Annotated in this window: 22 protein-coding genes; 9 read left to right on the top strand and 13 right to left on the bottom strand. The window is 41.7% G+C overall.

Annotated features, from left to right (window positions below):
• The first annotated feature begins 72 nt into the window (after window positions 1-72).
• Together AC5JMF_RS32415 and ychF are read left to right on the top strand one after the other, a co-directional pair.
• On the top strand, window positions 73-270 hold the full coding sequence (locus AC5JMF_RS32415) for a hypothetical protein (RefSeq protein ID WP_495799812.1): 198 nt from the start codon (window positions 73-75) through the stop codon (window positions 268-270).
• A gap of 45 nt (window positions 271-315) precedes the next feature.
• A complete protein-coding gene (gene ychF, locus AC5JMF_RS32410) occupies window positions 316-1,407 on the top strand; it encodes a redox-regulated ATPase YchF (RefSeq protein WP_495799811.1) in 1,092 nt (363 codons plus the stop codon).
• Window positions 1,408-1,584: 177 nt separating this feature from the next.
• On the opposite strand, the gene AC5JMF_RS32405 is transcribed toward ychF, so the two are convergent.
• From AC5JMF_RS32405 to AC5JMF_RS32395, 3 genes are all read right to left on the bottom strand, one after another.
• The gene (locus AC5JMF_RS32405; RefSeq protein ID WP_495799810.1) at window positions 1,585-1,830 is read right to left on the bottom strand and encodes a DUF7219 family protein; all 246 of its coding nucleotides are present in this window, start codon (window positions 1,828-1,830) and stop codon (window positions 1,585-1,587) included.
• Window positions 1,831-2,279: 449 nt separating this feature from the next.
• A complete protein-coding gene (locus AC5JMF_RS32400; RefSeq protein WP_495799809.1) occupies window positions 2,280-3,212 on the bottom strand; it encodes a hypothetical protein in 933 nt (310 codons plus the stop codon).
• 70 nt (window positions 3,213-3,282) lie between these two features.
• A complete protein-coding gene (locus AC5JMF_RS32395; protein ID WP_495799808.1) occupies window positions 3,283-3,882 on the bottom strand; it encodes a DUF1802 family protein in 600 nt (199 codons plus the stop codon).
• Between the two features lie 80 nt (window positions 3,883-3,962).
• Here AC5JMF_RS32395 and AC5JMF_RS32390 point away from each other — a divergent pair, with 80 nt between their 5' ends.
• Both AC5JMF_RS32390 and AC5JMF_RS32385 read left to right on the top strand, forming a co-directional pair.
• The gene (locus AC5JMF_RS32390) at window positions 3,963-4,922 is read left to right on the top strand and encodes an aldo/keto reductase (RefSeq protein WP_495799807.1); all 960 of its coding nucleotides are present in this window, start codon (window positions 3,963-3,965) and stop codon (window positions 4,920-4,922) included.
• A 494-nt stretch (window positions 4,923-5,416) separates the two neighbouring features.
• Entirely contained in the window at window positions 5,417-6,130 is a 714-nt protein-coding gene (locus tag AC5JMF_RS32385) for a hypothetical protein (RefSeq protein WP_495799806.1), read from the top strand.
• Between the two features lie 133 nt (window positions 6,131-6,263).
• On the opposite strand, the gene AC5JMF_RS32380 is transcribed toward AC5JMF_RS32385, so the two are convergent.
• Complete coding sequence (locus AC5JMF_RS32380; protein WP_495799805.1) at window positions 6,264-7,187, bottom strand: alpha/beta fold hydrolase; 924 nt, start codon at window positions 7,185-7,187, stop codon at window positions 6,264-6,266.
• 192 nt (window positions 7,188-7,379) lie between these two features.
• Here AC5JMF_RS32380 and AC5JMF_RS32375 point away from each other — a divergent pair, with 192 nt between their 5' ends.
• Window positions 7,380-8,258: a shikimate dehydrogenase gene (locus tag AC5JMF_RS32375; RefSeq protein ID WP_495799804.1), complete on the top strand. Its 879-nt coding sequence runs from the start codon at window positions 7,380-7,382 to the stop codon at window positions 8,256-8,258.
• Window positions 8,259-8,334: 76 nt separating this feature from the next.
• Here AC5JMF_RS32375 and AC5JMF_RS32370 read toward each other — a convergent pair whose 3' ends face one another.
• The 3 genes from AC5JMF_RS32370 to AC5JMF_RS32360 all read right to left on the bottom strand — a co-directional run bounded on the left by AC5JMF_RS32370 (window position 8,335) and on the right by AC5JMF_RS32360 (window position 13,385).
• A complete protein-coding gene (locus AC5JMF_RS32370) occupies window positions 8,335-8,937 on the bottom strand; it encodes a hypothetical protein (protein ID WP_495799803.1) in 603 nt (200 codons plus the stop codon).
• Window positions 8,938-9,111: 174 nt separating this feature from the next.
• Window positions 9,112-10,704, bottom strand: coding sequence for a hydantoinase B/oxoprolinase family protein (locus AC5JMF_RS32365; RefSeq protein WP_495799802.1), 1,593 nt, complete (start codon window positions 10,702-10,704; stop codon window positions 9,112-9,114).
• A 581-nt stretch (window positions 10,705-11,285) separates the two neighbouring features.
• The gene (locus tag AC5JMF_RS32360; protein WP_495799801.1) at window positions 11,286-13,385 is read right to left on the bottom strand and encodes a hydantoinase/oxoprolinase family protein; all 2,100 of its coding nucleotides are present in this window, start codon (window positions 13,383-13,385) and stop codon (window positions 11,286-11,288) included.
• Window positions 13,386-13,720: 335 nt separating this feature from the next.
• On the opposite strand from AC5JMF_RS32360, the gene AC5JMF_RS32355 reads away from it, so the two are divergent.
• Complete coding sequence (locus tag AC5JMF_RS32355) at window positions 13,721-14,155, top strand: biotin carboxylase (RefSeq protein WP_495799800.1); 435 nt, start codon at window positions 13,721-13,723, stop codon at window positions 14,153-14,155.
• Between the two features lie 216 nt (window positions 14,156-14,371).
• Here AC5JMF_RS32355 and AC5JMF_RS32350 read toward each other — a convergent pair whose 3' ends face one another.
• From AC5JMF_RS32350 to upp, 3 genes are all read right to left on the bottom strand, one after another.
• The gene (locus tag AC5JMF_RS32350) at window positions 14,372-14,653 is read right to left on the bottom strand and encodes a YggT family protein (RefSeq protein ID WP_495799848.1); all 282 of its coding nucleotides are present in this window, start codon (window positions 14,651-14,653) and stop codon (window positions 14,372-14,374) included.
• A gap of 158 nt (window positions 14,654-14,811) precedes the next feature.
• Window positions 14,812-15,144 carry a ssl2009 family thylakoid membrane protein gene (locus tag AC5JMF_RS32345; protein WP_495799799.1) on the bottom strand — a complete coding sequence of 111 codons (333 nt, stop codon included), beginning with the start codon at window positions 15,142-15,144 and terminating at the stop codon, window positions 14,812-14,814.
• 74 nt (window positions 15,145-15,218) lie between these two features.
• Window positions 15,219-15,869, bottom strand: coding sequence for a uracil phosphoribosyltransferase (upp, locus tag AC5JMF_RS32340; RefSeq protein WP_495799798.1), 651 nt, complete (start codon window positions 15,867-15,869; stop codon window positions 15,219-15,221).
• Window positions 15,870-16,166: 297 nt separating this feature from the next.
• Between upp and crtH the strand changes: the two genes are divergently transcribed.
• Window positions 16,167-17,669 carry a carotenoid isomerase gene (gene crtH / locus AC5JMF_RS32335; protein WP_495799797.1) on the top strand — a complete coding sequence of 501 codons (1,503 nt, stop codon included), beginning with the start codon at window positions 16,167-16,169 and terminating at the stop codon, window positions 17,667-17,669.
• Between the two features lie 156 nt (window positions 17,670-17,825).
• Here the strand turns inward: crtH and AC5JMF_RS32330 are convergent, their stop codons facing one another.
• Together AC5JMF_RS32330 and AC5JMF_RS32325 are read right to left on the bottom strand one after the other, a co-directional pair.
• Complete coding sequence (locus tag AC5JMF_RS32330) at window positions 17,826-18,410, bottom strand: putative signal transducing protein (RefSeq protein ID WP_495799796.1); 585 nt, start codon at window positions 18,408-18,410, stop codon at window positions 17,826-17,828.
• A gap of 31 nt (window positions 18,411-18,441) precedes the next feature.
• Window positions 18,442-19,680, bottom strand: coding sequence for an RNA-guided endonuclease InsQ/TnpB family protein (locus AC5JMF_RS32325; protein ID WP_495799795.1), 1,239 nt, complete (start codon window positions 19,678-19,680; stop codon window positions 18,442-18,444).
• Window positions 19,681-20,098: 418 nt separating this feature from the next.
• Between AC5JMF_RS32325 and AC5JMF_RS32320 the strand changes: the two genes are divergently transcribed.
• Window positions 20,099-21,265 carry a serine hydrolase gene (locus AC5JMF_RS32320; protein WP_495799794.1) on the top strand — a complete coding sequence of 389 codons (1,167 nt, stop codon included), beginning with the start codon at window positions 20,099-20,101 and terminating at the stop codon, window positions 21,263-21,265.
• Between the two features lie 388 nt (window positions 21,266-21,653).
• Here the strand turns inward: AC5JMF_RS32320 and AC5JMF_RS32315 are convergent, their stop codons facing one another.
• The gene (locus AC5JMF_RS32315; protein ID WP_495799793.1) at window positions 21,654-22,397 is read right to left on the bottom strand and encodes a M50 family metallopeptidase; all 744 of its coding nucleotides are present in this window, start codon (window positions 22,395-22,397) and stop codon (window positions 21,654-21,656) included.
• Between the two features lie 692 nt (window positions 22,398-23,089).
• Here AC5JMF_RS32315 and AC5JMF_RS32310 point away from each other — a divergent pair.
• The gene (locus AC5JMF_RS32310) at window positions 23,090-25,915 is read left to right on the top strand and encodes a M16 family metallopeptidase (protein WP_495799847.1); all 2,826 of its coding nucleotides are present in this window, start codon (window positions 23,090-23,092) and stop codon (window positions 25,913-25,915) included.
• The last annotated feature ends 228 nt before the right edge of the window (window positions 25,916-26,143 follow it).

The following is a 26,143-nucleotide window of genomic DNA, read 5'->3' as shown; positions in this document are numbered from 1 at the left end:
ATTTGGGTGGATGTCAGCATCTGATATTGTCATCTAGGTTGGGAAAGTCGAATAATTTAATTAGACTGAATCATGATTTATCATACTCCTGGCCCTTTACCTGAACCATCGATTCCTAATCCCGAACCAAATCCTCTGCCAAAACCTGAACCTCTACCGGGGCCAACAATTCCCCAACCTTTACCTGAGCCTGTACCAGAACCCGTACCTGCTCCCATTCCTCAGACAGTTCCAGGGCCAATTCCGCAAACGATTCCTAAACCTGTTTAAATGATCTTTGTACTCTAATCCAAAATCTCAAATCTAAACTCCAAAATGCTAAGAGCCGGAATTGTCGGACTTCCCAACGTCGGAAAATCTACTTTATTTAATGCCTTAGTTGCTAACGCCAAGGCCGAAGCGGCTAACTTCCCTTTTTGCACGATTGAACCGAATGTCGGCGTTGTCGCAGTACCGGATGAGCGGTTAAATGTTCTGTCTCAAATTTCCGGTTCGGCACAAATTGTCCCGGCGCGTGTTGAATTTGTCGATATTGCTGGGTTGGTTAAAGGTGCAAGTCAGGGTGAGGGACTAGGTAATCAATTCCTGTCCCACATCCGGGAAGTTGATGCGATTGTCCATGTAGTGCGTTGTTTTGAGAATGATGATATTATTCACGTTGCTGGTTCTGTTGATCCGGCGCGAGATATTGAAATCATTAATTTAGAATTGGGTTTAGCAGATTTAGCCCAAATTGAGCGACGAATTGACCGTACTCGTAAACAAGCTCGCACTAGTAAAGACGCACAATTTGAAGTGACAATTTTAGAAAAACTAGCTGCTACTTTAAATGAAGGTAAATCGGTACGTCAAGTGAGCTTGACTGAAGAAGAAGCAGAGATTATTCAAGGACTGGGACTACTCACTAATAAACCGATTATTTATGCTGCCAATGTATCTGAGGATGACTTGGCAACAGGTAATAATTTTGTGGAAAAAGTACGGCAGATTGCATCTCAAGAAAATGCCCAAGTCGTGATAGTTTCGGCTCAAGTTGAAGCGGAATTAGTAGAATTACCAGAAGAAGATAAAGCCGATTTTCTGGCTTCTTTAGGTGTACAGGAAGGTGGCTTGAAATCTCTGATTCGCGCTACTTACACTCTTTTAGGTCTGCGGACATATTTTACTAGTGGCCCTAAAGAAACTCGTGCTTGGACAATTAATGCAGGCATGTCTGCACCTCAAGCTGCTGGCGTAATTCATACTGACTTTGAGCGGGGATTTATTCGTGCCGAAACCGTTGCATTTAATGATTTGGTGGCAAACGGTTCGATGAGTGGTGCAAAAGAAAAAGGATTAGTTCGCAGTGAAGGTAAAGAATATGTTGTGCAAGAAGGGGATGTAATGTTATTCCGATTTAATGTATAGTTGTTAATAGAATATTGCGATCGCACCAGCTTATACTGTGCGATCGCAATATTTAATTTTCCCAAAAAACCTAGCCTACATAACAGGGAACAAAGAACAGGTTTGAAAGTCCCTTAGTGTTTGGGTTTTATGTTCTGTTAATGTTTTCAACTATGCTTGGACTGCTCTAAATAGGGTTTAATCAATTCCCAATTCTTTTTTGCTGCGTTTTAAATCTTTCCAGAGCATTTTAATATGGGTGTAAGCCTCTTGTGGAGAAAGCTTGCCGTTTGTTTGCAAATTACTGATGTGGCTTACCCGTTGCGAAAACTCTTGGAGATTAGCGTTAAAAACTAAATACTCTGGTTTAAACTGACCATAATAACTACTCTGGGGATAAAGAAAATCAGATAGATTAGCTAAAAAATCAGATTCTGGTGCCATTGTGCTTAACATCCATTAGTTGATCGTGAAATTTAAGGAAGTAGAAACTAGAAATTCTCTGGTTATCTATCGTTTCGTCACTCCCTTGATCATTTGACGAGTTTTATAGGATAAGCCAACGAAAATTTTAAACTAGACTTTGAGTTTCTACTCAACAGCTATGCAAGAAATAATAATCTCATCGTGGATTATTTGATAATTCCTGCTATTAGTCAACACTATAGTAGAAAAAGCTGGCTTTTAACAACATTAAGATGCATAGATAATCATTATCAATAATATTCAACCAATTGATACATAATATCAATTGGTTTTATGTCTTTGGATAGATGCTAAATAGCTATTTTGGTTTATTAAGTGTGAAAAAACCTCTTTTAAGTGATTTTTCTTGATTTGCTCACCCTTTTCTTTAAAAATAATTGAGAACTATTTGCAACTTTTAGATGTTCCTATAAAATGTATACATAAGAACCTAAGTTCTCATCATCTGTACCAACAAAAACACCACCATTTGCACCTGGTACTAGTTCCATACCTTCAATTTTGTGATAGTTAAAACGGTAGAGGGGAACAAGTTGCGGATTCTGTCGCCATGCTATTTTGTTACCACGATATTCCAAATAACCAGCAACATACATAGCTGATTGGAATGGGCCATCATCTCCACCATCAGTGGCTGAGGTAATGTAAACAATCCCTGCTTGGTCTACCTTAATATCAGAGATATCACGAACATTGCCAGATGGAAATGGAACTCTGAGATTGGCAGAACCTACAAGATTAATTTGATATTTAGCTAAATCAAATATTCCCCAGTAAATAATTGCTGGCTGTTCTCCATCACCGCGATCTGCCCAAATAGCAACTAATTTACCGTCGATATTTTGCAAGCTAAATGCTTCAAAATTACTTTTTGGCGGAATGTTTGGTAAGTCAAATTCCTTGATGAGTGAAACATTTTTATTGGCAGGATCGACCTTGATATGGTAAGCTTTGCCAGAACTACCTAAAGCGATAAAAGTAGATTTTGTTTTCTCTGGCACAGATGTTAAAGCTTCTAAATCACTAGGTAATTCTGTGTTGCTTGGCCAATTTAAAGAGAGATATTCGGGTTGATTTTTACCTTTAATAGTGATAATTGCCAGGCGGCCTTGGTTTTTTTGTTTGTTATCATGCACAATCAAAAAGTCCCAAGAATTGCTTTGCCCCTCCAACAAAGCCATACCGCTGATACCAAAAGTGATCCCACCGCGAACAGGACGCCAATCTTGTGCCCAGACTTGCCCAGATGAGAGTAACAATCCACTCAAGACTACTACATAGATAATCAAGCTGAGAAAGCCAGCCGGCTTGATGGGGCGACGAGCCGCTATTAAACGCATGAGTAATTTAACCAGAGTTCCACTAAGATAAAAAGGTCGAGACTGCAATTATATGCAAAAAAACTGAGTATTAGAAATACGGAGCATATAATTTATCGACAACAATTTTGCGGATTGTCTCTACTAGTTGAGTATATGCAGAGTCAGATAAAACTGGTTCTGCTCCTGGCAATTGAATGGTTTGAGCTAAATCAATCCATGATTTACAACCGCCGTATTCAGGACGATAGGAAATTTCCTGTGCTTGGGGTAGTTTATAAGTCCGCAGTAGGAGGATATACAGAGGCTGACTTACTTTCCATTTGAGGCGATCGCTAATGAAATGTTCGTTCCAGATATGAAAGGGTAGCAAGGCGTTAACAGTTGACTCGTCGCTGATTGGCAAAATATCAGTAATTATAGCCCAACTGGTAATGCGGATTGTTTCTGGATGCCAACCAGGAGCCACCGGATAAACACTATTGGCATATTCAGCCTTGAGTAGGAAAGGCTGTTGATGTTCGTAGGTAGGATAAAGCAAAATCTGCTCATGGGCAACTTGGAAACGTCCATGTCGTTCATGGATACCACCTTTACGCAGCAACATGATTGTCTTGCCACTTTCCAAGGCATTGATAGCAACAGCCCATTCTTTCAGTGCGTGCGAAGTCGAAGTCAATTCCATCAACATCTACTGTAACTCTGATTTAATTTCAAGCTAAGACCGATTAAAGTGAGAAACTATCCGGGGTAATCAATTAGGCAAACATTATGGAGAAGCGAACACTAGGTACTTCTGAGGTACAAATTACACCCATTCTTATGGGAACTTGGCAAGCAGGCAAAAGAATGTGGGTGGGAATTGAGGACGCTGATTCAATTAAAACTATCCAAGCAGCATTTAGTGCTGGAATTACAACAATTGATACGGCCGAAGTTTATGGTGAGGGACACTCTGAGCGCATTGTAGCTGAAGCTTTATCAAATGTGCGCGATCGCGTCGAATATGCCACGAAAGTTTTCGCTAGCCACCTCAAATACGAGCAAGTGATTGCAGCTTGCGATCGCTCCCTGACAAACCTCAAAACAGACTACATCGACCTTTACCAAATTCATTGGCCCTCCGGCGCTTTTAATACAGAAATAGTCCCAATTGCAGAAACTATGAGCGCTCTTAACTGGCTCAAAGAGCAAGGTAAAATTCGGGCGATCGGTGTTTCTAATTTTTCTCGCGCTCAATTAATTGAAGCCGCAAAATATGGACGTATTGATAGTTTACAACCACCATATTCTTTATTCTGGCGACAAGCAGAACAAGATGCAATTCCTTATTGTATCGAAAATCACATTTCTATCCTAGCCTATTCGCCTTTAGCACAGGGTTTATTGACAGGCAAGTTTGCTCAGGGCCATCAATTTGACCCAACAGATAATCGTGCTAGAAATAAGCTGTTTCAAGGCGAAAACTTTGAACGTGCCCAACAAGCGCTCTTAAAACTGCGTCCCATAGCAGAGCGTCATCATTGTACCCTTGCTCAGTTGGCTTTGGCGTGGTTAATTGCTCAACCTCAAGCAAATGCGATCGCTGGTGCGCGTTACCCTGAACAAGCAACAGCAAACGCACAAGCTGCTGAAGTCAAACTTTCTGCCGCTGAATTAGCAGAAATTGATGCAATTGGATGTATCGTTACCGACCATCTCGATGATAATCCGATTATGTGGAATTGGTGACAACACAGCTACTAAGTCAAGCACATTTGTTAAGGATCACTGCAAGATTCAGAAAAATAACGCTGGGGATCAAATATTCTTGGTTTGGAGAATATTTTTGTCTAGATTGCAAAATCCAACAAAACATCAACTTTAGTAAACAAGGAGTCCCAACTCAACAACTAGGTGATAACTTAAATAGTAGGACATCAAAACAACACACAACCAACCAAAAGGGTAAATGATCCGATGTCTCCTGTCATTAACCCAGGCAAACATCGGCATATCGACTGTACGAAGTGGCAAAAGTCTAATTTAAAGAGGCAAGCCAAATCCCAAAGCGGAAAAACGCAAGAATGCTGAGTTTGCTAGTTATATCCACCTTAGTTGTTGACTCTCGATTAATTTACGACTTTAGCGATTTGAAAACTGTAAATTCGATAAAACCTGGTCAATCTCGACCAGGTTTTTGAGTTTTTATAAACTTGCTATTACAGTGCAATTGAAAAAATGTGATGAAAAACTATAGATTTTTACAGAAACTTATTACAGTCATTATGACAGCTACATTTTCTTTTGCTTGTACATCAACAGCTACCAAAAAAACAGAGCAAGCAAAGGCAACTAATGAATCAAAATCACAAACAAATATTACTTATGGAGAATTAGTTATCAAAGAGCAATCAGATCACTTGATGATTCCAGTTTATTTGACCGAGCAATATCAAGATCAAGAGAATAATCTAAATCTTTCTTCACGCTCTTATGAAAAAAACAAACTATTGTACAATATGATATTTTATCGTAAACAAGATGGGGAGAATCATCTTTTATTAAATAAAAAAGCTATTATTACTTCTTTTGATTTATTGGAAACCAAAGTATCAGGTAAAACGCCTACAAGAGTTTGGTTATATAGAATCATAGACCAAGACACAAATGGAGATAAAAAAATCAACAACAAAGATGCTATCCTTGGCTATCTTTCTGATTTATCGGGTAAGAATCTCCAGCAGATTACCCCAAATAATAGCCAAATTATTAACTGGGTTCTCGTTCCCGGACAAAATGCAATTTTTATCAAAATTATCAAAGACTCTGATAATAACAAAAAATTTACAGAAGAAGACGAAACAAATTTTATCAGAGTAAATCTTGACCAACCTGGTATGGGTAATGAGATTATTAGCGACCAAACAGAACAGGATATTAAATCATATATTAAATAATTCGTAATTCGTAAGTAGGAATAAATTCTTGGGTTCTTAAGGGTTTCTGAAACTGACGCACCCCTACATATTAGATATTTAGCTATTACTAGCTACCTATTTTTAATTATAGAGATTTCCCTGTTCCCTTTGATTAAGCAATAGACAAAACCCAATCACGTAAAAGAGGGTTTACCCGATTTGGTAATTCGTCATGAGGACAATGACCGGCTGTTAAGAAATGCTCTATAAGTTCGGGATAATATTGACGAAATTTCTGAGAACGTTCACGAGCATTTATCCAAGGATCGGCTTCTCCCCATAACAACAGTAAAGGACAAGTTAATTGCTTCAATAAAACATCAACTTTTTCACCTTGAGGAGTACTAAAAACAGAAACAAATACATCTAAAGCACCTGCATCATAAGCAGGGCGAGAAATTTCTTCTATTAATTGCTCTGTAATGGCGCTTTTGTCAAGATAAACTTTTTCGAGAGTTTGGCGAATCACCCAACGTTGTCGCACATATTGAAATAAGAGAAATTGAGCTAAAGGTTGTTGAAAAATCCACTTCACAGAGTCGCCAAGTAGTTTCTCTAGAGGTGAAGGTTGTTTAGGAGGCTGAATTTGTGATTGTAAAGCTTCAGGTTCAGCTGTTTGCTGGCTTTCACTAAATGGCCCAGCACTATTTAACAAAACTAAACCAGCCGCACTATCGGGGCGCTGGGCTGCAACACATAGGCAAGCATAGCCACCAAGGGAGTTACCTGCTAAAACTGCTTTTTGGCCAACCACTTCACTGATAAAATCATTAAGCTGATCACGCCATAGATCACCACTGTATTGCAATTTGGGCTTTGCTGAGCGTCCAAATCCCAAAAGATCGATCGCAAACACCTCAAAATCTTGACACAATCCTATGATATTCTTGCGCCAATGATCTGTAGAAGCACCAAACCCATGTACCAAAAGTAAAGGTGGACGTTGCGGTTGTTTCTCTCCCGCTTGCACGTAGTAAACACTGTGCCCTCGCCACTGCCAATATTTACCTGGAATTGGAGCTGTAGTTACCTGCATGATGATAAGAAATGTTAAGTAGCTTTTAATAATTGTAGCGATTAGGGAGTGGGGAGTGGGGAGTGAGGGGGATGAGGGGGATGAGGGAGATGAGGGAGACGCGGTGACGCGGTGACGCGGAGAATTATCAATAACAATTTTCCATTCCCAATTCCTAATTCCCAATAACAAATGACCAATGACTAATGACTAATGACAAATACAATTACAGGCAAAACTAAACTACTAGGAGTGATTGGGCATCCGGTGGAACATTCGCTGTCACCGGTGATGCACAATGCAGCGATCGCAAGTTTAGGATTAAATTATGTTTATCTAGCTTTTCCTATAAAACCAGAAAATCTAGAGATAGCGATCGCAGGCTTTGCCGCTATGGGAATTGTTGGTTTTAACGTGACAATTCCTCATAAACAAGCAATATTACCTTTGTTGTCACAAATAGAGCCTATTGCTCAAGCCGTGGGGGCAGTGAATACCGTTAGCCGCAAAGATCATGGGTGGGTGGGCACAAACACGGATATCACGGGATTTATTGCCCCTTTGCAAACAACATATCACCAAGATTGGAGTCAGAAGGTAGCAGTAGTTTTAGGTAATGGGGGTGCGGCGAGGGCTGTAATTGCAGGTTGTACCCAGCTAGGTTTTGCGGAAATACACATCGTTGGGCGCAATGAAAAGAAATTACAAGAATTTCGTCGTAGTTGGCACAATTCAGCCCTAGCTGACAGTTTCCAAGTTCATACATGGGAGGAACTGCCAAAACTCATACCGCAAGCAAATCTGTTAGTAAACACAACCCCCATTGGCATGTATCCTAAAGTTGCAGAGTCGCCTTTGAGTGTAGAGGAAATAGCGAATCTTACACTAGGAGCGATCGCCTATGATTTAATATATACTCCTAATCCTACACAGTTTTTACAACAAGCACAAAACCAAGGTGCGATCGCAATAGATGGATTAGAAATGTTAGTTCAACAAGGCGTAGCAGCACTCAAAATTTGGTTACAACAGGAAAATATACCCGTAGATGTAATGCGGCAAGCTTTGCAAAGTCAGCTTAGCTTAAAGTAAGGTAAAAGAATTGGGGAGAAATAACTAATTCCCCATTCCTTTTGAATATTGCTAATGTGATCTCTTCTATCTCATTCTAACCTTGCGGCCAGCGCCAATTATAGCGATTCCATTCGTAAATGCCTTGAATTTCATACTCAGCGCCGTTGAAAAAGCGAACTACACAATTGGTGTAGGAATCATCGCCTTCGCTAATTTCATTAACCTGAATCACGATGCAAGGAAACCATTCACGCTTACAGGGGCCATCTTCTTGTACCCATTCCCATAAAGCATTGGAAATTTCAATGCGATCGCCTAATCTTAGTTTTAGTGCATCCTCAAAATAAGAGTACTTATCAAAATGACATGACTCAACACGATTTAGCCACTGCAAACCATAGCGTTGGCGAATAAACTGCACCGAACCAGAATCTTTTTCTAGCAGCCAGTCGTTAAGTAACTGCACCTTCCAAGTGCGGTTTTGTTGTTCTTCTGTTTTAACAAACTCTAAAAATGCTTCTAATTCCTCCGAATTCAGTTCATCTAGAGGATTAACATCTGATGCTTTAGAGTTTCCTTGAATTTGCTCGACTACTTGCAGTAATATTTGTTTCTGCACATCAGTGAGAGGACAGCCAACTACATCACAACGATTAAAAGATGCTTCTAAAGCTGCTGCTATCTCATCTGGGGTCATAAGCTAATTATAATTAAGGGTTCATTTCCCTAATTATTACAAAAGTTAAATTAAACTTTCTAATCTCTTAAGAAACACAGGGAGCGGGGAGTAGGGGAAGAAAGTGTTTATTTCATTGATAAAGGCCAATTCGATTTTACACCCAGCCCCTAATCCCCAGCGATGCACTGAAGCTCAACGAAGTGTCCCCAGTTCCTTTGACGGTGAATTAGGAATGGAACCAAATCCACCACCACCAGGGGTTTCTATGACAAAAACATCTCCAGATAGCATTTCGACTGTTGCTGTGCTGTCTAAATTCTCTTGTGTTCCATCTTGACGCTGTATCCAGTTGCGTCCGACTTTTGCGGCTTCTCCACCATTCAATCCAAAGGGAGGGACACGGCGATGATTAGAAAGAATATTAGCTGTCATTGGTTCTAGAAACTTGATGCGGCGAATCACACCGTTACCGCCTGAATATTTTCCTTTACCGCCGCTATCAGGACGCACACCATAGCTTTCTACTAAGACAGGATAACGAGTTTCTAAAATTTCTGGGTCGGTTAAGCGAGAATTAGTCATGTGGGTGTGAACTGCATCAGTACCATCAAAGTTAGCCCCTGCACCAGAACCACCGCAGATGGTTTCATAATATTGATAACGCTGATTGCCGAAAGTAAAATTATTCATTGTTCCTTGAGAAGCAGCCATTACACCCAAAGCACCATACAATGCATCAACAACGATTTGAGATGTTTCTACATTACCAGCTACCACTGCGGCTGGATAGGTTGGGTTGAGCATACAGCCTTCAGGAATGATAATTTCTAAAGGTTTAAGACATCCAGCGTTGAGGGGAATACTATCATCAACTAGAGTCCGAAAGACATATAAAACTGCTGCTTGAGTAACGGCTTTGGGAGCATTAAAGTTACTCTTTAGTTGTCCAGATGTGCCAGTAAAATCAATAATTGCACTGCGATTTTTTCGGTTAATTGTGACTTTAACTTGAATGACGGCATCGCCATCCATTTCATAGATAAATGAGCCATCTTTGAGAACATTAATTGCCCGTCTAACTGACTCTTCCGCATTATCTTGCACAAATTTCATGTAAGCTTGTACTGTTTGCAGTCCATACTGAGAAACCATTTTTCGGAGTTCTTGCACTCCTCGTTCATTGGCGGCAATTTGTGCATTAAAATCAGCGATATTTTGATTGGGATTGCGAGCAGGATAAGGATGATTTAACAGTAACTCTCTGACCGCTGTTTCTTGAAAACTTCCCTGTTCAACTAATAGAAAATTATCAAATATAATTCCTTCTTCTTCTACCGTAGTACTGTGAGGGGGCATGGAACCGGGAGTAATTCCGCCAATATCCGCTTGATGTCCACGAGCCGCAACATAGAATAGGGGATTGGGGAGATTTTTGCCAGTTTCTAGAAACACAGGGGTAATTGCTGTGACATCAGGAAGATGTGTGCCGCCGTTATAAGGATTATTAGATAGATATACATTTCCCGGTTTGATTGTGTTGCCTTGAGCGTTAATTAAACTCCGAACACTTTCACTCATTGAACCTAAATGTACAGGAATGTGGGGAGCATTAGCAACTAATAATCCCGAAGCATCAAAAATAGCGCAGGAGAAATCTAAGCGTTCTTTGATGTTGACTGACGCGGCAGTGTTTTGGAGAACAATCCCCATTTGCTCAGCGATAAATTGATAGAGGTTTTTAAATATTTCTAAGCGAACGGGGTCGGGTTGAGATGTAGTGTACATTTTGATTTTTGCCTCCTTATTTATTCACTCAAACTCGACAACAGATAAGTGATTAAATCATACTTGTATAGAAATTGGACGTTTTAAAATTTGCGGCGTTGCATAATTGCGGGATGATTTATCTCACGCAGAGGCACAGAGGCGCAGAGAGAATAAAGTTGGCTTGCTGGTTATGGCATAGTCTGTCCGTGATAAGTTGGGAAACTTGTTTGCTTTGTAACTTTCCAACTTACCATCTGTACCCATTTACTTTTCCCCATTCAATCCAAGCTTGAGACATTTGGTTGAGTTTACCGCGCTGTTCTGATTTAACTCAGTAACAGAATTACACAACAGTTTGGTTGTACAAAGTACCTAATTTTTAGAGACTATTTATAAAGTAAATCTTAAGTAGCCGGGTTTCGACTCCGCTCAACCCTCGTCTTCTCAGGGAGCGAGCATTGAGCGAAGTCTAAATGCGTCTGACAAATGATTGCAACTTCCTACTTAATGCACTGTTTTAGCTGTGCAACGCTACTAAGGTAATTTTATTTTTACTTTATAAATAACCTCTCAGATATAGTTAGGAATATTTTCGTTAATTAATATGGAAGTTCTAAAATCAAGTGATTATACTCATTTAATCTGGCTTGCCAGTTAGGTTCAACTACAATTGTGGTAATTTTTTCGACAATAATAGCCACACCGTTGATACAATCTCCCGGTTGTAAATCTTCCCGGCGATAAACTGGTGTATTATGCCATTTGTCAGCAGTAAATATCTTGACTGTTTCAATAGGTTGAGGGTTTGATTCTATAGGACGGGTACGAGTAATTACAGGTTCTTCAGGAGTATCTATTTTCTGAATTACTTCCACGGAAATAGATTCTACAATTAATAATTTTTCTGGTTGAATGAAACCATAGCGAGATTTATGCTCGTCTGAAAATGCTCTTTGCATTACCGCTACATCTGCATTAAAATCAACGCTTAAAGTAGAATTTGTTCCCTCATATTTTAAATTCAGTTTGTGTATTACTTTTGCCGCAACGCTACTTTCATCTTGACTAAGTTCACTTCTAGCCTGAGTTTTTAAAGACTCCATCAACTGGATTAATTGAGGAATTAAGTCTTGATCTAAAGGCTGTTCTACTCCTGTTACTCTGGTAGCTCTCACATCAGCTAATCCCATTCCATAAGCAGAAAGAACACCAGCATAAGGATGCAAAAATATCTGTTTCATCCCTAAAGTATCAGCAATTAAACAAGCAACTTGTCCGCCTGCACCACCGAAACAACAAAGTACATATTTAGTAACATCGTAACCTCGTTGCAAACTGATTTTTTTAATAGCATTAGCCATATTTTCGACTGCGATCGCCATAAATCCTGCTGCTATTTTTTCGGGAGTAAAATAAGTTTTTGTAACGGTTGTAATCTCTTGGGCTAATTGTTGAAATTTCTCGATGACAACATTTTTATCTAATGGTAAATTGCCATCACTGCCAAAGACAGATGGAAAATATTGGGGATGAATTTTACCTAACATTACATTAGCATCTGTCACCGTTAACGGGCCACCCCGCCGATAACAAGCCGGGCCGGGATTGGAACCAGCCGATTTTGGCCCGACACGATAACTTGAACCATCGAACATCAAAATTGAACCGCCACCAGCTGCAATGGTATTAATTGATAATACCGGAACTCGCATTCGCGCCCCAGCAATTTCAGAATCTAATTGGCGTTCGTACTCTCCTTTAAAATGGGCAACATCTGTACTTGTTCCTCCCATATCAAAGGTAATTACTAAATCAAAGCCGGCTCTTTTACTAGTTTGCACCGCGCCAACAATTCCGCCAGCCGGGCCGCTTAAAATACTATCTTTGCCTTGAAATTGTGCCGCGTCAGTTAAGCCACCATCAGATTTCATAAACATTAATCTAACTCCAGGTAACTGATTAGCTACTTGATTAACATAACGGCGTAAAATAGGAGTTAAATAAGCATCTACAACAGTTGTATCTCCTCGATTTATTAGTTTCATTAATTGACTGACTTGATGAGATACAGAAATTTGAGTAAAGCCAATTTCTTGAGCAATTGCTGCCACTTGTTGCTCATGTTTAGGGAAGCGATCGCTGTGCATAAATACAATTGCACAACTATGAATGTTTGCACGATAAGCTGCTTGTAAATCTTGTTTTATCTGGGCAATATTCACAGGTTTTAATTCATTTCCCTGAGCATCATAGCGTTCGTCCACTTCAATCACCTGCTCGTAAAGCATAGTTGGTAAAATGATGTGACGAGCAAAGATATCAGGACGGTTTTGGTAGCCAATTCGCAACGCATCTTTAAACCCTTTTGTAATAATCAGCACTACTCTATCCCCTTGCTTTTCTAACAGTGCATTGGTAGCAACTGTTGTCCCCATTTTGACTACTTCTATGGCTGTATAGGGAATAGATTGATGATTTTTCAAACCGCAAATATCTCGAATTCCCTGAATAACTGCATCTTGGTATTGTTCAGGGTTTTCAGACAGTAATTTATAGATTATTACCCATTGTTGATTAGGCACAGGCACGATTAAAAACCGTTCCTGATGTTTTAAGAGTCTGTCAATAATTACCCAGTCATCAGTCACAGCTACAATATCTGTAAATGTGCCACCTCTATCTGCAAAGACTTTTAACATATTTCAATTTTATCTATCTACAACAAAGTAGAGTAGCAGTTATGTTTGGGATAGTTCTACCTCATGTGTGGTATATTTTGACAACAAGCGTAGACATTTAGATATCGCTTAGTTTGTCTCTAATGCTATTTTCAGGTAAGTTTACTATAGATTATCTGGTCAGGTTATTCTATTGATGTAGAGATAATTTCTACAGATGTAGCTGTCAGTTGAGGTGGATCTGACAAAGCTTACATCCATTAGATATTTTTTGATTTAGAAGTTTCTTAGTAGTGAAATTCAGGTAAGCTGAGTTTACAAGTAGCATACCATTGGATTAAGTTACGGGGTCTTTTATGCGGTTGCGCTCACTTACTGTCATCTTTATTTCTTGTGTAGTCGGGTTTCTGTTGTGGGTATTTACTCCACCTGCTATAGCACTGACACCTATTAGACTATTTGATATTTCTTATAATGAGTGTCCACCAGATCTTGCAAAAGGAGCTGTTACTAGTGGCGGCAGTGCAACGGCTGCCAATTGCTTTATTGTCACTGGTAAGGCTGAAAATGGTACTTACAAAACAGTCTATGATGCTGATATTTTTGGGCGCATCTATGACGCTAATAACGACTCAGTGATGCAAAACCGTACCCGTCTTGGTTCCATTCCTGAAGTACCGCCAGGTATTAGCGATTTTGAAATGAGAATTTCTGTGCCTGCAAACCAACCATTACCCTTAAAACTGAAGCAGTTTAAAGCTTCTGGTTTTAGCGCTCAAGTGCGGAAGTGAGTGGGGAATGCGGAACCCACGTTAGCGAAGCCCAGTAGGCATTAGGGGCATGGGGAATGGATATTTATTATTTCTCCCCCTGCTAGAAAGCTCCCCTGCCTGGTACTGCCTGCGGTCTTAATGATAAGTCTTTTTTCGATAAGTATCTTTTCACTAAAAATTGTAGAGACGTTTTTACACTTAACGTCTCTACAACAGTTTTTATTGAGATAGTAGTCAAAATCCCTGAGTGAATCTCATACCAACAGCCAAATTGTTGAGAAGTCCGCCAACTAAATTAAGTAATAAGAAGGCCAGGATTGGAGAAAAATCTATACCGCCTAACGGGGGAATGATTGAGCGAAATAGATTGAGATAGGGGTCAGTGATTTGGCTCAAAGCGGCAAATGGTTGATTGTACCAATTGATAGTTGGGAACCAGGTCAACAAAACCCTAATAATTAGCAAGTAGCTATAGAAGGTAATGAAGGTAGCTAGTGTCGTAATCAGTAAACCGATGGTTGATTCCATGGATAACTTAGTTTCCTACTTTAAGTGTTCAACGCGGTCTTATTCTTGATTTTAATTTAGCCCATGTCGTGGCGTCTGCGAATACCGCATTTACCGAATTACTACTTTTACCACCCTTGAGAGCGCTAGGAATCTGTAGTAACAGATTAATCATGAGTTTCTGGGGATGAACCGCCATTGACATTCCCTAGTTGCTTTCGCACTTCATCAATTGTGGCATTGAGCTGGGCTATTTTATCCTCTAGCGATCGCCGGGCTGTTTCCATGCCCACAGTATCACTTTCGGAGGCTCTCATTTGACGCCTTTTTGTTGATACTTTCTTGGTTGGAGATTGACCATTGATAAATTCTGTTTCTTGTTCCTCTGCTAATTCTAGATCGCTTCTAGAAGCAATCAGTGCCCCCACAACTCCACCAAATACACTACCAACAACTGCTCCTACGAAAAAACCGCTAGCAAAACCATTTTGCTGACTCATATTTTTACCGCCTTCAACAAAACTTACAACTCCAAAAGTAGTGAAGCTATGTTTTCCCTTAGCTGCATACTAACTTAAGTCCCAAAGATGCGATCGCCTGCATCCCCCAACCCTGGTACAATAAAACCCCGATCATTGACTTTTTCGTCAATGGCAGCGGTGTAAACAATTAAACCTGGATATGCAGCACTCAGTTTTTGTAAAGCTGGTGGAGCTGCCACCACACAGACAATTCGCGCCAGGGTTGGATCGACGCCCCGCTGTGTCAATTCTGCCATTGCACTCATGATTGACCCTCCTGTCGCCAACATCGGATCGGTAATTAATACTCGCGTTTGGGAGTCAAATTTTTCTGGCAATTTATTGAGGTAGCACTGAGGTTGCAGTGTCTCTTCATCCCGCACCAAGCCATAATGATAGATTGATGCTAAGGGTAGCAAAGTCTGCGCTCCTTCTAGTAATCCTAGCCCAGCCCGCAGAATCGGTACGACTGCCACGGGCATTTGTGGATCAACCAAAGTCGCTGGACAAAAGTCCAAAGGACTTTCTACCGTTGTCTCCAGTGTAGGCAACCAGTCTCGCGCTGCTTCATAAGTCAGCCATCTTCCCAATTCGGTCATAGCACTGCGGAATAATACTGAGGGTGTGGCAGCATCACGAGCAACTGCCAGCCAGTGCTTGATCAGGGGATGGGGGGGAACGTAAACACGCAATTGTAGCGTCATAGCCAAAACTAGGCGATTTTTTATTATACAAGAACTGAAACATCATAATACTCTTTCCCGCGCACACCTGACAGCTAAGAATCAACACTCTCAAAATTATTGCTAATATTTTTCATTAATAGTTGACACCTATTCTCAATCAAGGTTATATTATGATTTAGTGTTCTCCTCTCTTTAAGGATCGGCAGACGGGATTAGCCAGCGGTAGCAGGCTCGTCCCTCTTTTTTTGTTGTTTGTCATTGGTTATTTGTTTTAGGACAAAGGACAATTGACGAAGGACAAAGGACAAAGGACAAATGACGAAAACACAAGAATTTGATGTGATTGTAATTGGGTCTGGGATTGGTGGGTTAGTAACAGCTACTCAACTTGCAACGAAGGGTGCTGAGGTACTGGTTTTGGAACGTTATTTAATCCCTGGCGGTAGTGCTGGTTATTTTGAACGCGAAGGCTATCGCTTTGATGTGGGAGCATCAATGATTTTTGGGTTAGGAACTCATGGTACTACTAACTTACTCACCCAGGCACTAGCAGCTGTGAACGTTAGTGTAGAGGCGATCGCTGATCCCGTGCAGATTCATTATCATCTACCTGAGAGTTTAGACTTAAAAGTAGATCGGTCTTATGAAAAATTTTTGCAAAATCTTACTGCTTACTTTCGCCATGAAGCACAAGGGATTCGTCGCTTTTATGACGAATGCCAAAAAGTTTTTCAGTGCCTCAATAGCATGGAATTACTGTCTCTAGAAGAACCTGGCTACTTAAGGCGTGTATTTTTTCAACATCCCCAAGCATGTCTTGGTTTAGCTAAGTATCTACCGCAAAATGTTGGGGATGTCGCACGACGTTACATCAAAGATCCTCAGTTATTGAAATTTATCGATATAGAGTGTTATTGCTGGTCGGTAGTACCCGCCGATATGACTCCCATGATTAATGCTGGCATGGTCTTTTCTGATAGGCATTACGGCGGAGTTAATTATCCCAAAGGTGGAGTAGGGCAAATTGCTCAAAAGCTAGCCGATGGATTAGAAAAAGCTGGAAGTAAGATTGTTTACCAAGCTAGAGTCACGAAAATTCTCACAGAACAAGGGCGAGCTGTAGGTGTGCAACTAGCAAATGGTAAAGTATATCGGGGTAAACGCATAGTTTCTAATGCTACACGTTGGGACACATTTGAAAAATTGCTACCAGCACAGCAAATACCACGTAATGAGAAAAAGTGGCAACAAAAATATCAAAAATCACCGAGCTTTTTGAGTTTGCACATGGGGGTAAAAGAATCCGTTTTACCTAGCGGGACAGAGTGCCATCATATTTTGTTAGAAAATTGGGCGCAAATGACAGCACCAGAAGGCACGATTTTCGTTTCGATTCCCACCTTGCTTGACCCAGACCTAGCTCCAGTCGGATATCATATCATCCACGCCTTCACCCCTCATTGGATTGATCAGTGGCAAGGACTTTCTGACCTTGAATACGAAGCAAAGAAAGAAGAAGCAGCAGGGCGAATTATTGACCGCCTAGAGAAGATTTTTCCTGGTTTAGACGCGGGATTAGATTATTTAGAGATTGGAACACCTCGCACTCATCGCCGCTTTTTGGGGCGTGAGGATGGCACTTATGGGCCAATTCCTCGGCGAAAGTTACGCGGGTTGTTGGGAATGCCATTTAATCGAACCGCTGTTCCTGGTCTTTATTGTGTAGGAGACAGTACCTTTCCAGGACAAGGGTTAAATGCAGTGGCTTTTTCTGGTTTCGCTTGCGCTCATCGCATTGCTGTAGATTTGGGGCTTTGAGGGGGATAGGGGGATGCTTTGATGATTTCGCGTTTTGGTTGACGCGCTTACGCGGGGATGGGGAGACGCACAGAAAGATTTTAGAACAAAAAAATGGGTTTTTTCAGGCTGAATATTAAAAACCTACCTTTGAAAGGATGAGGGAGATGGGTTGCTTTATAAAAGACCCCAGAAGCTAAATAAGATAAAAAGGTTTACTAAGTCGAGGATTAAAGCCACTATGACTTTTACACGTCTGTTTCGGCTAATGCGGCGACGGGAAACTAATAGACGAAGTAAAAGCCATAGCGAGTAAATTTGAATGGGCAAGATAAATAAAATTAAACCAATAACGGCTGCTCGAAAGGCTCGGTCTGCGGTTTGGTCTGCCCATGAAAGTTTTTCGATATCATCATCTGCATCATCTTGAAACTCAGATTGTTCTGTGGTTTCAGCTTCTACATCGGTTGTCAGCAAAGATATGGCGAGGTCTACGTCTGATTCAGGAACTTGTAATTTAATCCAACCAACCGCGATGGTTAAATGCCATGCAACATCTACGGTAGATTCATTAGCTAAAAAAGCTCTTATGCCCGCAGTTTCTAGGTGTTGTTTGGCTAGATTCGCTTCAATAGAGTTGGTATAAGTGGCTAATGTCACAAACTTATCAACCATGTTGTTTTTGGTGGGAGATTGAATGCAGAGATATTTGGGGAATTTATCTGCACTTGTTATGTAGGTATAGAGTTGAGGTTTTGACACTCCCCGAAATTCTATTTCGGGGATTCTTGGTTCACTGAGTCAACTTAGTTGAACCTGTCACCAGCTCCAAACAGAGGTCGTTCTCTCCCCAAGCGTTAGTTCCGATGTGTCCCGCCGTACTTAATCCTTGAGCTAAAATATTCAGTGCTGCATTATCATCTCGGTCTAAAACAGTTTGGCAATGGGGGCATTCATGGGTTCTAGTTGACAAAGTTTTGACAACAGTTTCCCCACAATTAGAACAGTTTTGGCTTGTCCAATGTGGTGGTACAGCAATAGTTATCTTGCCGTAGACTTTGCCAAAATATTCAAGCCAACACCGGAACTGATACCAAGAAGCATCACTAATACTTTTGGCTAGTTTGTGATTTTTAACCAGATTCCGCACTTGCAAGTCTTCGTAAACAACCACGTCGTGAGACTGGATTACGCACCTTGCTAACTTCACAGCAAAGTCTTGACGCTGTCTACTAACTTTCAAGTGTTTTCTCGCTAGTTTGTTTCTAGCTTTTTTGTAGTTATTGGATTGAGGTTTACCTTTGTTGAACTTCTTGGAAACCCGTTTTTGTAGGCGTTTTAATGCCTTCTCGGATTTCCTCAAGAATCTCGGGTTTTCTGCCTTATCCCCATTGGAATCAGTGTAGAAGTGGTTTAAACCGACATCTAGACCAACAACTTTTTTGCTTGGTTCTACCTGAATTTCTCGCTCAACAGCAATGCAAAATTGAGCGTAGTAACCATCTGCGCGTTTTACCAATCGGACACGCTTGATGTCCTTGAGGTGATAAAAATGCAGGTCATAAGTTCCAACTAACTTTAGTCTCCCAATTTCAAAACCATCAGTCAGGGTGAGATATTTTCTCTCGTCTGACAGCTTCCATCCTGTGGTTTTGTACTCCACAGAATGTCCACGTTTTTTGAAATTCGGGAAACCTGTCTTGGAAAATCGCTCGACTTGGGGTCTCCCCAAGACCGCGTTTTCCGCTTTTTTAGCTGGAATTTTTTTCTTGCAGTTAGTATAAAACCGAGAAATTGCAGCCCAAGCCCTATCTGCCGATGCTTGCCTTGCCATTGAGTTAAGCTTGCCAGCCCATTCAAAGTTAGCGGCTAGTTCTTTGCAGTATGCGCTTAAATCGTACTTGCCGACTTTTGGGTTATCCATCCAGTAGCGAACGCAAGAGTTACGGACAAACAAAGCAGTCCTGATTGCTTCATCAATCAGATTGAACTGTTGCTGTTTGCCCTTTAACTTGAACTCGTATACTAGCAATTGATAACTTCTTACGCTAAGATGCCAGCATAACATATTTGGGATTGCTGGTGGTGGAATGGCTAATATCTCCCTCGATGAATACCTAAAAAATTTGCACAAAGACTTTGATCACCAGACAGGTAAATACTTCGCGTATGTCATTTCTGCCGCACTTCCTGAAGAACACGCCACGACCGAATAAATTCGGTCATTCGCTTATATCCCCCACTTTAAAGACGTACAAGGCACAAAACCAAAAAAGTTTTGTGCCTTGTACTTGGGGGCTTTACGCATCACGACTCGTAATTTTTCTTAAAATACGCTACAACTTACCGGAAGTACCGATCGCTAACCGTGAAAATATTGTAGATCTCCTTAGATTGATACACTTGTCAATTCTACATTGCAAAACATCACTGGTTAGTAGTAGTGCGTGATGCCTATTTTTCGGCTCGTGTCTCTATCAACGGTATTTTTGTTTGTCCTTAACTCCTCACACAAAAGACTTTCATTGATGCGACTCACACCCAAAGTGATTTTACAAGCAAGCTGGCTCTTAACCAGCTTTTTAAGTGTGTTCCTACTCGGCTCGAACGTTAAAGCTGTGACAACTGTCAATAACCAGGGACACTCCGACAAGCTCAGTGCATCGCTGGGGACTGGGAATCTCCTAGATGTAGATAATCTTCAACCTCAACTACATCTGACTTCAGCTCAACCCAGCGTTTCTCCAACGGTAGATGACAGTAGTTTGTTTGCTGGTGTGGTTCCCTTAAATTCACCTATGAAGACGCTAGAACCTCAAATTAAAGCTTTGATGGGTCGGTATAGCTTTCTCAAAACAGGGATGTTTTTTCTAGATTTGGATACGGGAGATTATCTCGATATAGGAGGCGATCGCGTCTTTCCAGCTGCTAGTACAATCAAACTGCCAATTCTTGTAGCTTTTTTTCAACATTTAGACGCCGGCAAAGTCAGCTTGGATGAAAAACTGGTTATGCGGCGCGATTTGATGACCAACGGTTCTGGAACAATGCAGTATGAGCGAGTTGGCAAAAAGTACACAGCTTTAGAAACCGTAACCAAAATGGTTACAATTAGCGACAATACAGCCACCAATATGATTATTGATCGCTTGGGTGGAGCAGCAAAACTAAATCAGCGTTTCCGCAGTTGGGGACTGAAAGACACAGTAATTCGCCATCTTTTAGCCGACTTAAAGGGAACTAACACCACCAGTTCGCAAGACATGGCTAGAGTACTAGCTTTGCTAGTTAATAACAAGTTAGTTTCCCCACAGAGTCAAGAGCAAGTCTTGGATATCCTCAATCGTACTGTTACGCGTACATTACTCCCCGCCGGTTTAGGCAAAGGTGCGCTCATCGCTCACAAAACGGGAGACATTGGCTTTCTCATTGGTGATGCTGGATTTATCACTATGCCCAGCGGTAAGCGATACCTGGCTGCTATCTTCGTCAAACGTCCTTACAAAGATGTCAGGGGAAGAGACTTTATCCGTCAAGTTTCTCGAACAGTCTACGATTACCTGAGTCAGCCTCACCCTGTAGCGTCGGTTGATTCTCCTAACGAGATTACTAGGTAAAAATTCAAAATTCAAAACATTTTAACTTGCCTTGCGGGAAGTCCCCAGGTGTAGTTTACTGAACCTGGGGACGGCAGTTTGCTCAAGTCGGGAAACCCGCCCACGCAACTGCCTTATGAAAGCAAGGGCAGGGTCTAGTTATATCAGGTTCGCCTAAATACTTACGATAAGAATGACGCGGAGACGGTGAGACGCGGTGAGACAGCGAGTAAAGGAGGGTTTCCCTCCGCAGGCGACTGCGTTAGCGAGCTTGCGAGCGTCACCCGAAGGGGGACACGGAGAATTTTGAATCGTAGAAAAGTTAAATTTATAATTGATCGTTGCAATTTGCTTTAGTTATGATGTTTTGATGCCACCCGGAAGTCAGAAACGCAATATCTGCATACTTTTACTCCGCACGATAGGCAATGCGGAGACTTTGAACTAGAATTACCAAAGATGCGATCGCCATTAACCCACCCCAAAACCAATAAGGTAGTAATAAATACTTTTGCATTTGTGCTGTATCAGAAAGTCCCAAAGGGCCAGCACTATAACTAAATAGATAATCCAGTTGATGGTAAGTACTCACACAAGCTTGCACACCCAAAAATTGAATAGCAAAACCTTGGGCCCACCGAGGTGCCTTAAGGGCCATACCCAAGATAATTAAACCTAGTAGGGGAATTGCCGCAAATCCAAAGGGAGAACGTACCCAAATTAATGTTGATAGCAACAAGAAACCCCCCAAAATTTTTAAACTCAAAGAGGCTACTTTAAAGCTACGAGAAGCTAGAATCAAAGCCGCACCCGCAAGAGGTGGCCCCATCGGCCCTGCTGCTGCAACTAAAGCCGGGCCAATTGGCCATAAAGCTCTAGAAATAGCGTAACTTGCAACACCAGAACCATTGCCGAAAATCTGTAATTTCTGAAATTGTCCTCCTAAAAGCAGGGCCATTAAGCCATGACCCATTTCATGAAACCAAGTAGCTAGGATTGTAAATGGATATAAAATATAATTTCCAGCTGGAATTTGCCACAGTAAGATGGTTGCGATCGCTGCTCCAATTAGCCAGGTTAGCCCCATACGTTCTACAGTTGGTGGGGCTTCTTGAGTAAGAAAGGGTGCAACATTTTTCCCTGATTCTTTCATGAGTCACTTTCCTTAACGTAAATTACGCTTTTACCCCAATTGGCCGAGTCTGCTTTTATCCATGGTAATCTACTCATCTTGATAGCAAGCAACAGCTTGTATCTTTGCCTCCTGCCTTGTTTGTAAAAACTTGATCAAAAGTGCGATCGCATTTACCAATGGTGATTAAGTATGAGCGTTATGTAAGGAGTATATCTATTTACCAAAAAACCCAATCGTTAAGACTGGGCTTTGGATAGGGTATATCCCCCAAAGGTTATTTATAAACTTATTTATTCTATTAATGACTACAACATCTGAGTTACGAGTTCCAGAAAACTACAACCTTTTTATGAGCAACTCTGTAGCCTCAAAAGCGTACTCGCTCCGTATCTTACCCCACGATAAGCAGGTCGGGTAGTTCAATTAGTATGATTACTGCTCTATAAAAGCGATCGCTAATTAAACTAATAAATAGAAAAGTCTATTTTGTAAAGCGATCGCAATCACTGATTCGGTTTTCAGTTTAAAACCTTGATAATAGCCAGAAGGAGTGGGGGAGATGAGGAAGACGCGGGGACGCGGGGATGCGGGGACGCGGGGACGCGGAGAATAATCAATAACGAAATGACAATTCCCAATTCCCCATACTTCTCCTTTGCTCAGTATAAGTTCCCAATTCCCCTTAAAAATTGCTTATGAAACCACGCTACATGCTTATAGGATTAATCCTTAGTCTTCTGTTGAGTGTCGTGCCGTTTTCGGGCTTAATCGATGCTGCAACACCAACCGTAACAACACCTGCACCTGCACCTGTATCTGCACCCTCATTTACCCAAGGAGTGCAAAAAACAGTGTTGGATAACGGCTTAACAGTGCTAACCAAAGAAGTGCATACCGCTCCAGTAGTGAGTGTACAGGTTTGGTATAAAGTTGGCTCCCGTAATGAAGGCAAGGGAGAAAATGGGATTTCTCACCAGCTAGAGCATTTGATGTTTAAGGGTACTAGTGATCGTCCAGTACAGTTTGGGCGGCTGTTTAGTGCTTTGGGTAGCCAATTTAATGCATTTACCAGCTATGACGCAACAGCTTACTTTGGGACAGTGCAAAAAGACAAGCTAGAAGCACTGCTGACTTTGGAAAGCGATCGCATGGCTAATGCTTTAATAGGAGCTGAGCAACTGACAAGTGAGAAACGCGTCGTCATCTCCGAGTTGCAAGGGTATGAAAATTCGCCTGGTTATCGCCTGAGTAAGGCAGTAATGCGAGCTGCTTTCCCCAACCGAGCCTACGGTTTACCAGTGGGTGGCACAAAATTGGATGTAGAGCAATTTACCTTAGAACAGGTACGGAATTATTACCAGAAATACTACAGTCCAGACAATGCCACATTAGTGATCACAGGGGATTTTGCCACAGAACCTACACTTAAAGTCGTGAAAGCAACCTTCGGGAAACTGCCACGACGAGCGAAAAAGGACACGGGGACACGGGGACGCGGGGACACGGAGACAAGGGGACGCGGGGACATAGAGAATTCAATCACCGCGTCCCCCCGTCCCTCCGTCACCGCGTCTTCTTCTTCCCCTAGCAAAGCACCAATAGTCTTGAAGGAACCGGGAAGTGCTGCACTACTGCAAGTCGTGTATCCGCTACCAGATATCAAGCATCCTGATGTCCCAGCAATTGATGTGATGGATGCCATCTTGACGGGTGGACGTAGTTCTCGACTTTACCAAGCTTTAGTGGAATCAGGACTCGCTAGTTCAGTGAGTGGGGCTGCTGCTGAACTCACTGAACCGGGTTGGTATGAGATTAATGCCACGGCAACTCCAGGTCAACAGGTAACAAAAATTGCGGGGGTACTGCAAAAAACTTTGTTACAACTGCAACAACAGCCAGTCACCGCCGCAGAATTAAACCGAGCCAAAACGCAACTGCAAGCCTCGTTTGTCTTGGGTAATCAAGATATCACTAGTCAGGCAAGCCAGTTAGCGTATAACGAAAATGTTGCTGGGGATTATCGGTTTATTGAAAAGTATCTCGCAGCGATCGCAAAAGTCACCCCCCAAGAGGTACAACGAGTTGCCAAAACTTACCTCAATCCCGCCAAACAAACCATTGGCTTCTTTGAACCAACCCAACTTGATGGTCAACCCGAAGTCTCTAGTGCTGGTTCTGGTCGCACCGTAGAAAACTTCAACCCCGGTAAACCTGTAGACCCAGCAGAATTAGCCAAATATCTGCCTCCCAGCACATCAGTTACAGATTCTGGCAAAAAACCTTTACCAGAGCAGTTTACCTTAGCAAATGGCTTGAAGGTTTTTTTGTTGAGCGATCGCACCCTTCCTACCATTAACCTGAGTGGACAAGTTGATGCTGGTGATGAATTTGATAGTAATCAAAAAGCGGGATTAGCAGATCTCACTGCTACCAACTTAATGAATGGAACTCGCACTAAAAACGCCCTTAACCTAGCACAAACACTAGAAGACCGAGGAGCTGATCTCAACTTTGCTGCCAGTCGCGAGGGGATGAATATTGGCGGTCAAAGTCTGTCAGCAAACCTACCAATATTGATTCAAACCCTCGCTGATGTACTGCAAAATGCTACCTTCCCGGCGGATCAACTAGAATTAAGTCGTCAACGAGCCTTGATTAGTCTCAAAGCACAGCTAGATGATCCTAACGGACTGGGACGGCGGGTATTTCAGCAAGCCATTTACCCAGAAAATCATCCCTTCCACAGCTTTCCTACAGTTGAAAGTTTGCAAAGTATTACTCGCGATGATTTGCTGCGTTTCTATCAAGAACATTACCGTCCAGATACCACAACCATCGCTTTAGTGGGTGATTTTGAACCAGCGAAGGTCAAAGCATTGTTAAACCAAGAATTTGGCAAATGGCAAGCCAAAGGCAAGTCACCCGTTCTTAACTTACCAACCGTAAAATTACCGCCAACTTCAACACGTTTAAGTAAAGTAATTCCCGGTAAAGCTGAGGCCGTCACCTACATTGGCTACAACGGCATCTCTCGCAAAGACCCCCGTTTTTATGCCGCATTAGTACTGAATCAAATCTTAGGTGGTGATACCTTATCTAGTCGCCTGGGTACTGAAGTGCGCGATCGCCAAGGTTTAACTTATGGTATCTACAGCGGATTTGCCGCAGGTATAAATCCTGGCCCATTCCTAATTCAGATGCAGACAGATCCCAAAGATGCCGAAAAAGCGATCGCCAGCACCATCGCGTTACTCAAACAGTTGCGTGAGCAAGGCATCACCGAGGCAGAATTAAACACAGCAAAACGCTCAATTACTAACAGCTATCCCGTGGATTTAGCTAATCCCAGCGCCGTATCAAGCATCATTTTAGACAATGCTGTTATGGGGCTGTCACAAGCAGAAATTCGAGAATTTCCCCAAAAAATTCAAGCAGTAACTATGGCTCAGATACAGCAAGCAATCCAGGATTTAATTAAACCGGAAAATCTCGTGATTGTTACGGCTGGCCCTGGAAATCCTAAACCTACGCAATGAAAGGGAACAGGGGAGGCAGGGGAGGCAGGGGGAGAAATAACAAACACCCACTCCTCATCGAAAGCGGCGCTTGATCCCCTAATATCTTGCACCAGTCCCAAAAACCGCCATAGGTTTCTAACCTATGGCTAATAAGCTAAAAAACATCTAAATTACATAATCAAATTAAATAACACTCTTGTGGGGTGGGCATCTTGCCCGCCCTAATTATGCAAGTTATATGTGGAA

It is taken from the genome of Desmonostoc vinosum, assembly GCF_059505385.1.
This window is presented reverse-complemented; position numbering and strand designations above follow the sequence as displayed.

Bases quoted from the DNA above. Each gene is read 5' to 3' on its own strand.
- AC5JMF_RS32395 (WP_495799808.1), bottom strand. From the start codon at position 3,882: ATGTTGATGGAATTGACTTCGACTTCGCACGCACTGAAAGAATGGGCT.
- crtH (WP_495799797.1), top strand. From the start codon at position 16,167: ATGACGAAAACACAAGAATTTGATGTGATTGTAATTGGGTCTGGGATT.
- AC5JMF_RS32315 (WP_495799793.1), bottom strand. From the start codon at position 22,397: ATGAAAGAATCAGGGAAAAATGTTGCACCCTTTCTTACTCAAGAAGCC.
- AC5JMF_RS32370 (WP_495799803.1), bottom strand. From the start codon at position 8,937: ATGACCCCAGATGAGATAGCAGCAGCTTTAGAAGCATCTTTTAATCGT.
- AC5JMF_RS32310 (WP_495799847.1), top strand. From the start codon at position 23,090: ATGCTTATAGGATTAATCCTTAGTCTTCTGTTGAGTGTCGTGCCGTTT.
- AC5JMF_RS32405 (WP_495799810.1), bottom strand. From the start codon at position 1,830: ATGGCACCAGAATCTGATTTTTTAGCTAATCTATCTGATTTTCTTTAT.
- AC5JMF_RS32415 (WP_495799812.1), top strand. From the start codon at position 73: ATGATTTATCATACTCCTGGCCCTTTACCTGAACCATCGATTCCTAAT.
- AC5JMF_RS32360 (WP_495799801.1), bottom strand. From the start codon at position 13,385: ATGTTAAAAGTCTTTGCAGATAGAGGTGGCACATTTACAGATATTGTA.
- AC5JMF_RS32380 (WP_495799805.1), bottom strand. From the start codon at position 7,187: ATGCAGGTAACTACAGCTCCAATTCCAGGTAAATATTGGCAGTGGCGA.
- AC5JMF_RS32375 (WP_495799804.1), top strand. From the start codon at position 7,380: ATGACAAATACAATTACAGGCAAAACTAAACTACTAGGAGTGATTGGG.
- AC5JMF_RS32365 (WP_495799802.1), bottom strand. From the start codon at position 10,704: ATGTACACTACATCTCAACCCGACCCCGTTCGCTTAGAAATATTTAAA.
- AC5JMF_RS32385 (WP_495799806.1), top strand. From the start codon at position 5,417: ATGAAAAACTATAGATTTTTACAGAAACTTATTACAGTCATTATGACA.
- ychF (WP_495799811.1), top strand. From the start codon at position 316: ATGCTAAGAGCCGGAATTGTCGGACTTCCCAACGTCGGAAAATCTACT.
- AC5JMF_RS32345 (WP_495799799.1), bottom strand. From the start codon at position 15,144: ATGAGTCAGCAAAATGGTTTTGCTAGCGGTTTTTTCGTAGGAGCAGTT.
- AC5JMF_RS32320 (WP_495799794.1), top strand. From the start codon at position 20,099: ATGCCTATTTTTCGGCTCGTGTCTCTATCAACGGTATTTTTGTTTGTC.
- AC5JMF_RS32355 (WP_495799800.1), top strand. From the start codon at position 13,721: ATGCGGTTGCGCTCACTTACTGTCATCTTTATTTCTTGTGTAGTCGGG.
- upp (WP_495799798.1), bottom strand. From the start codon at position 15,869: ATGACGCTACAATTGCGTGTTTACGTTCCCCCCCATCCCCTGATCAAG.
- AC5JMF_RS32400 (WP_495799809.1), bottom strand. From the start codon at position 3,212: ATGCGTTTAATAGCGGCTCGTCGCCCCATCAAGCCGGCTGGCTTTCTC.
- AC5JMF_RS32390 (WP_495799807.1), top strand. From the start codon at position 3,963: ATGGAGAAGCGAACACTAGGTACTTCTGAGGTACAAATTACACCCATT.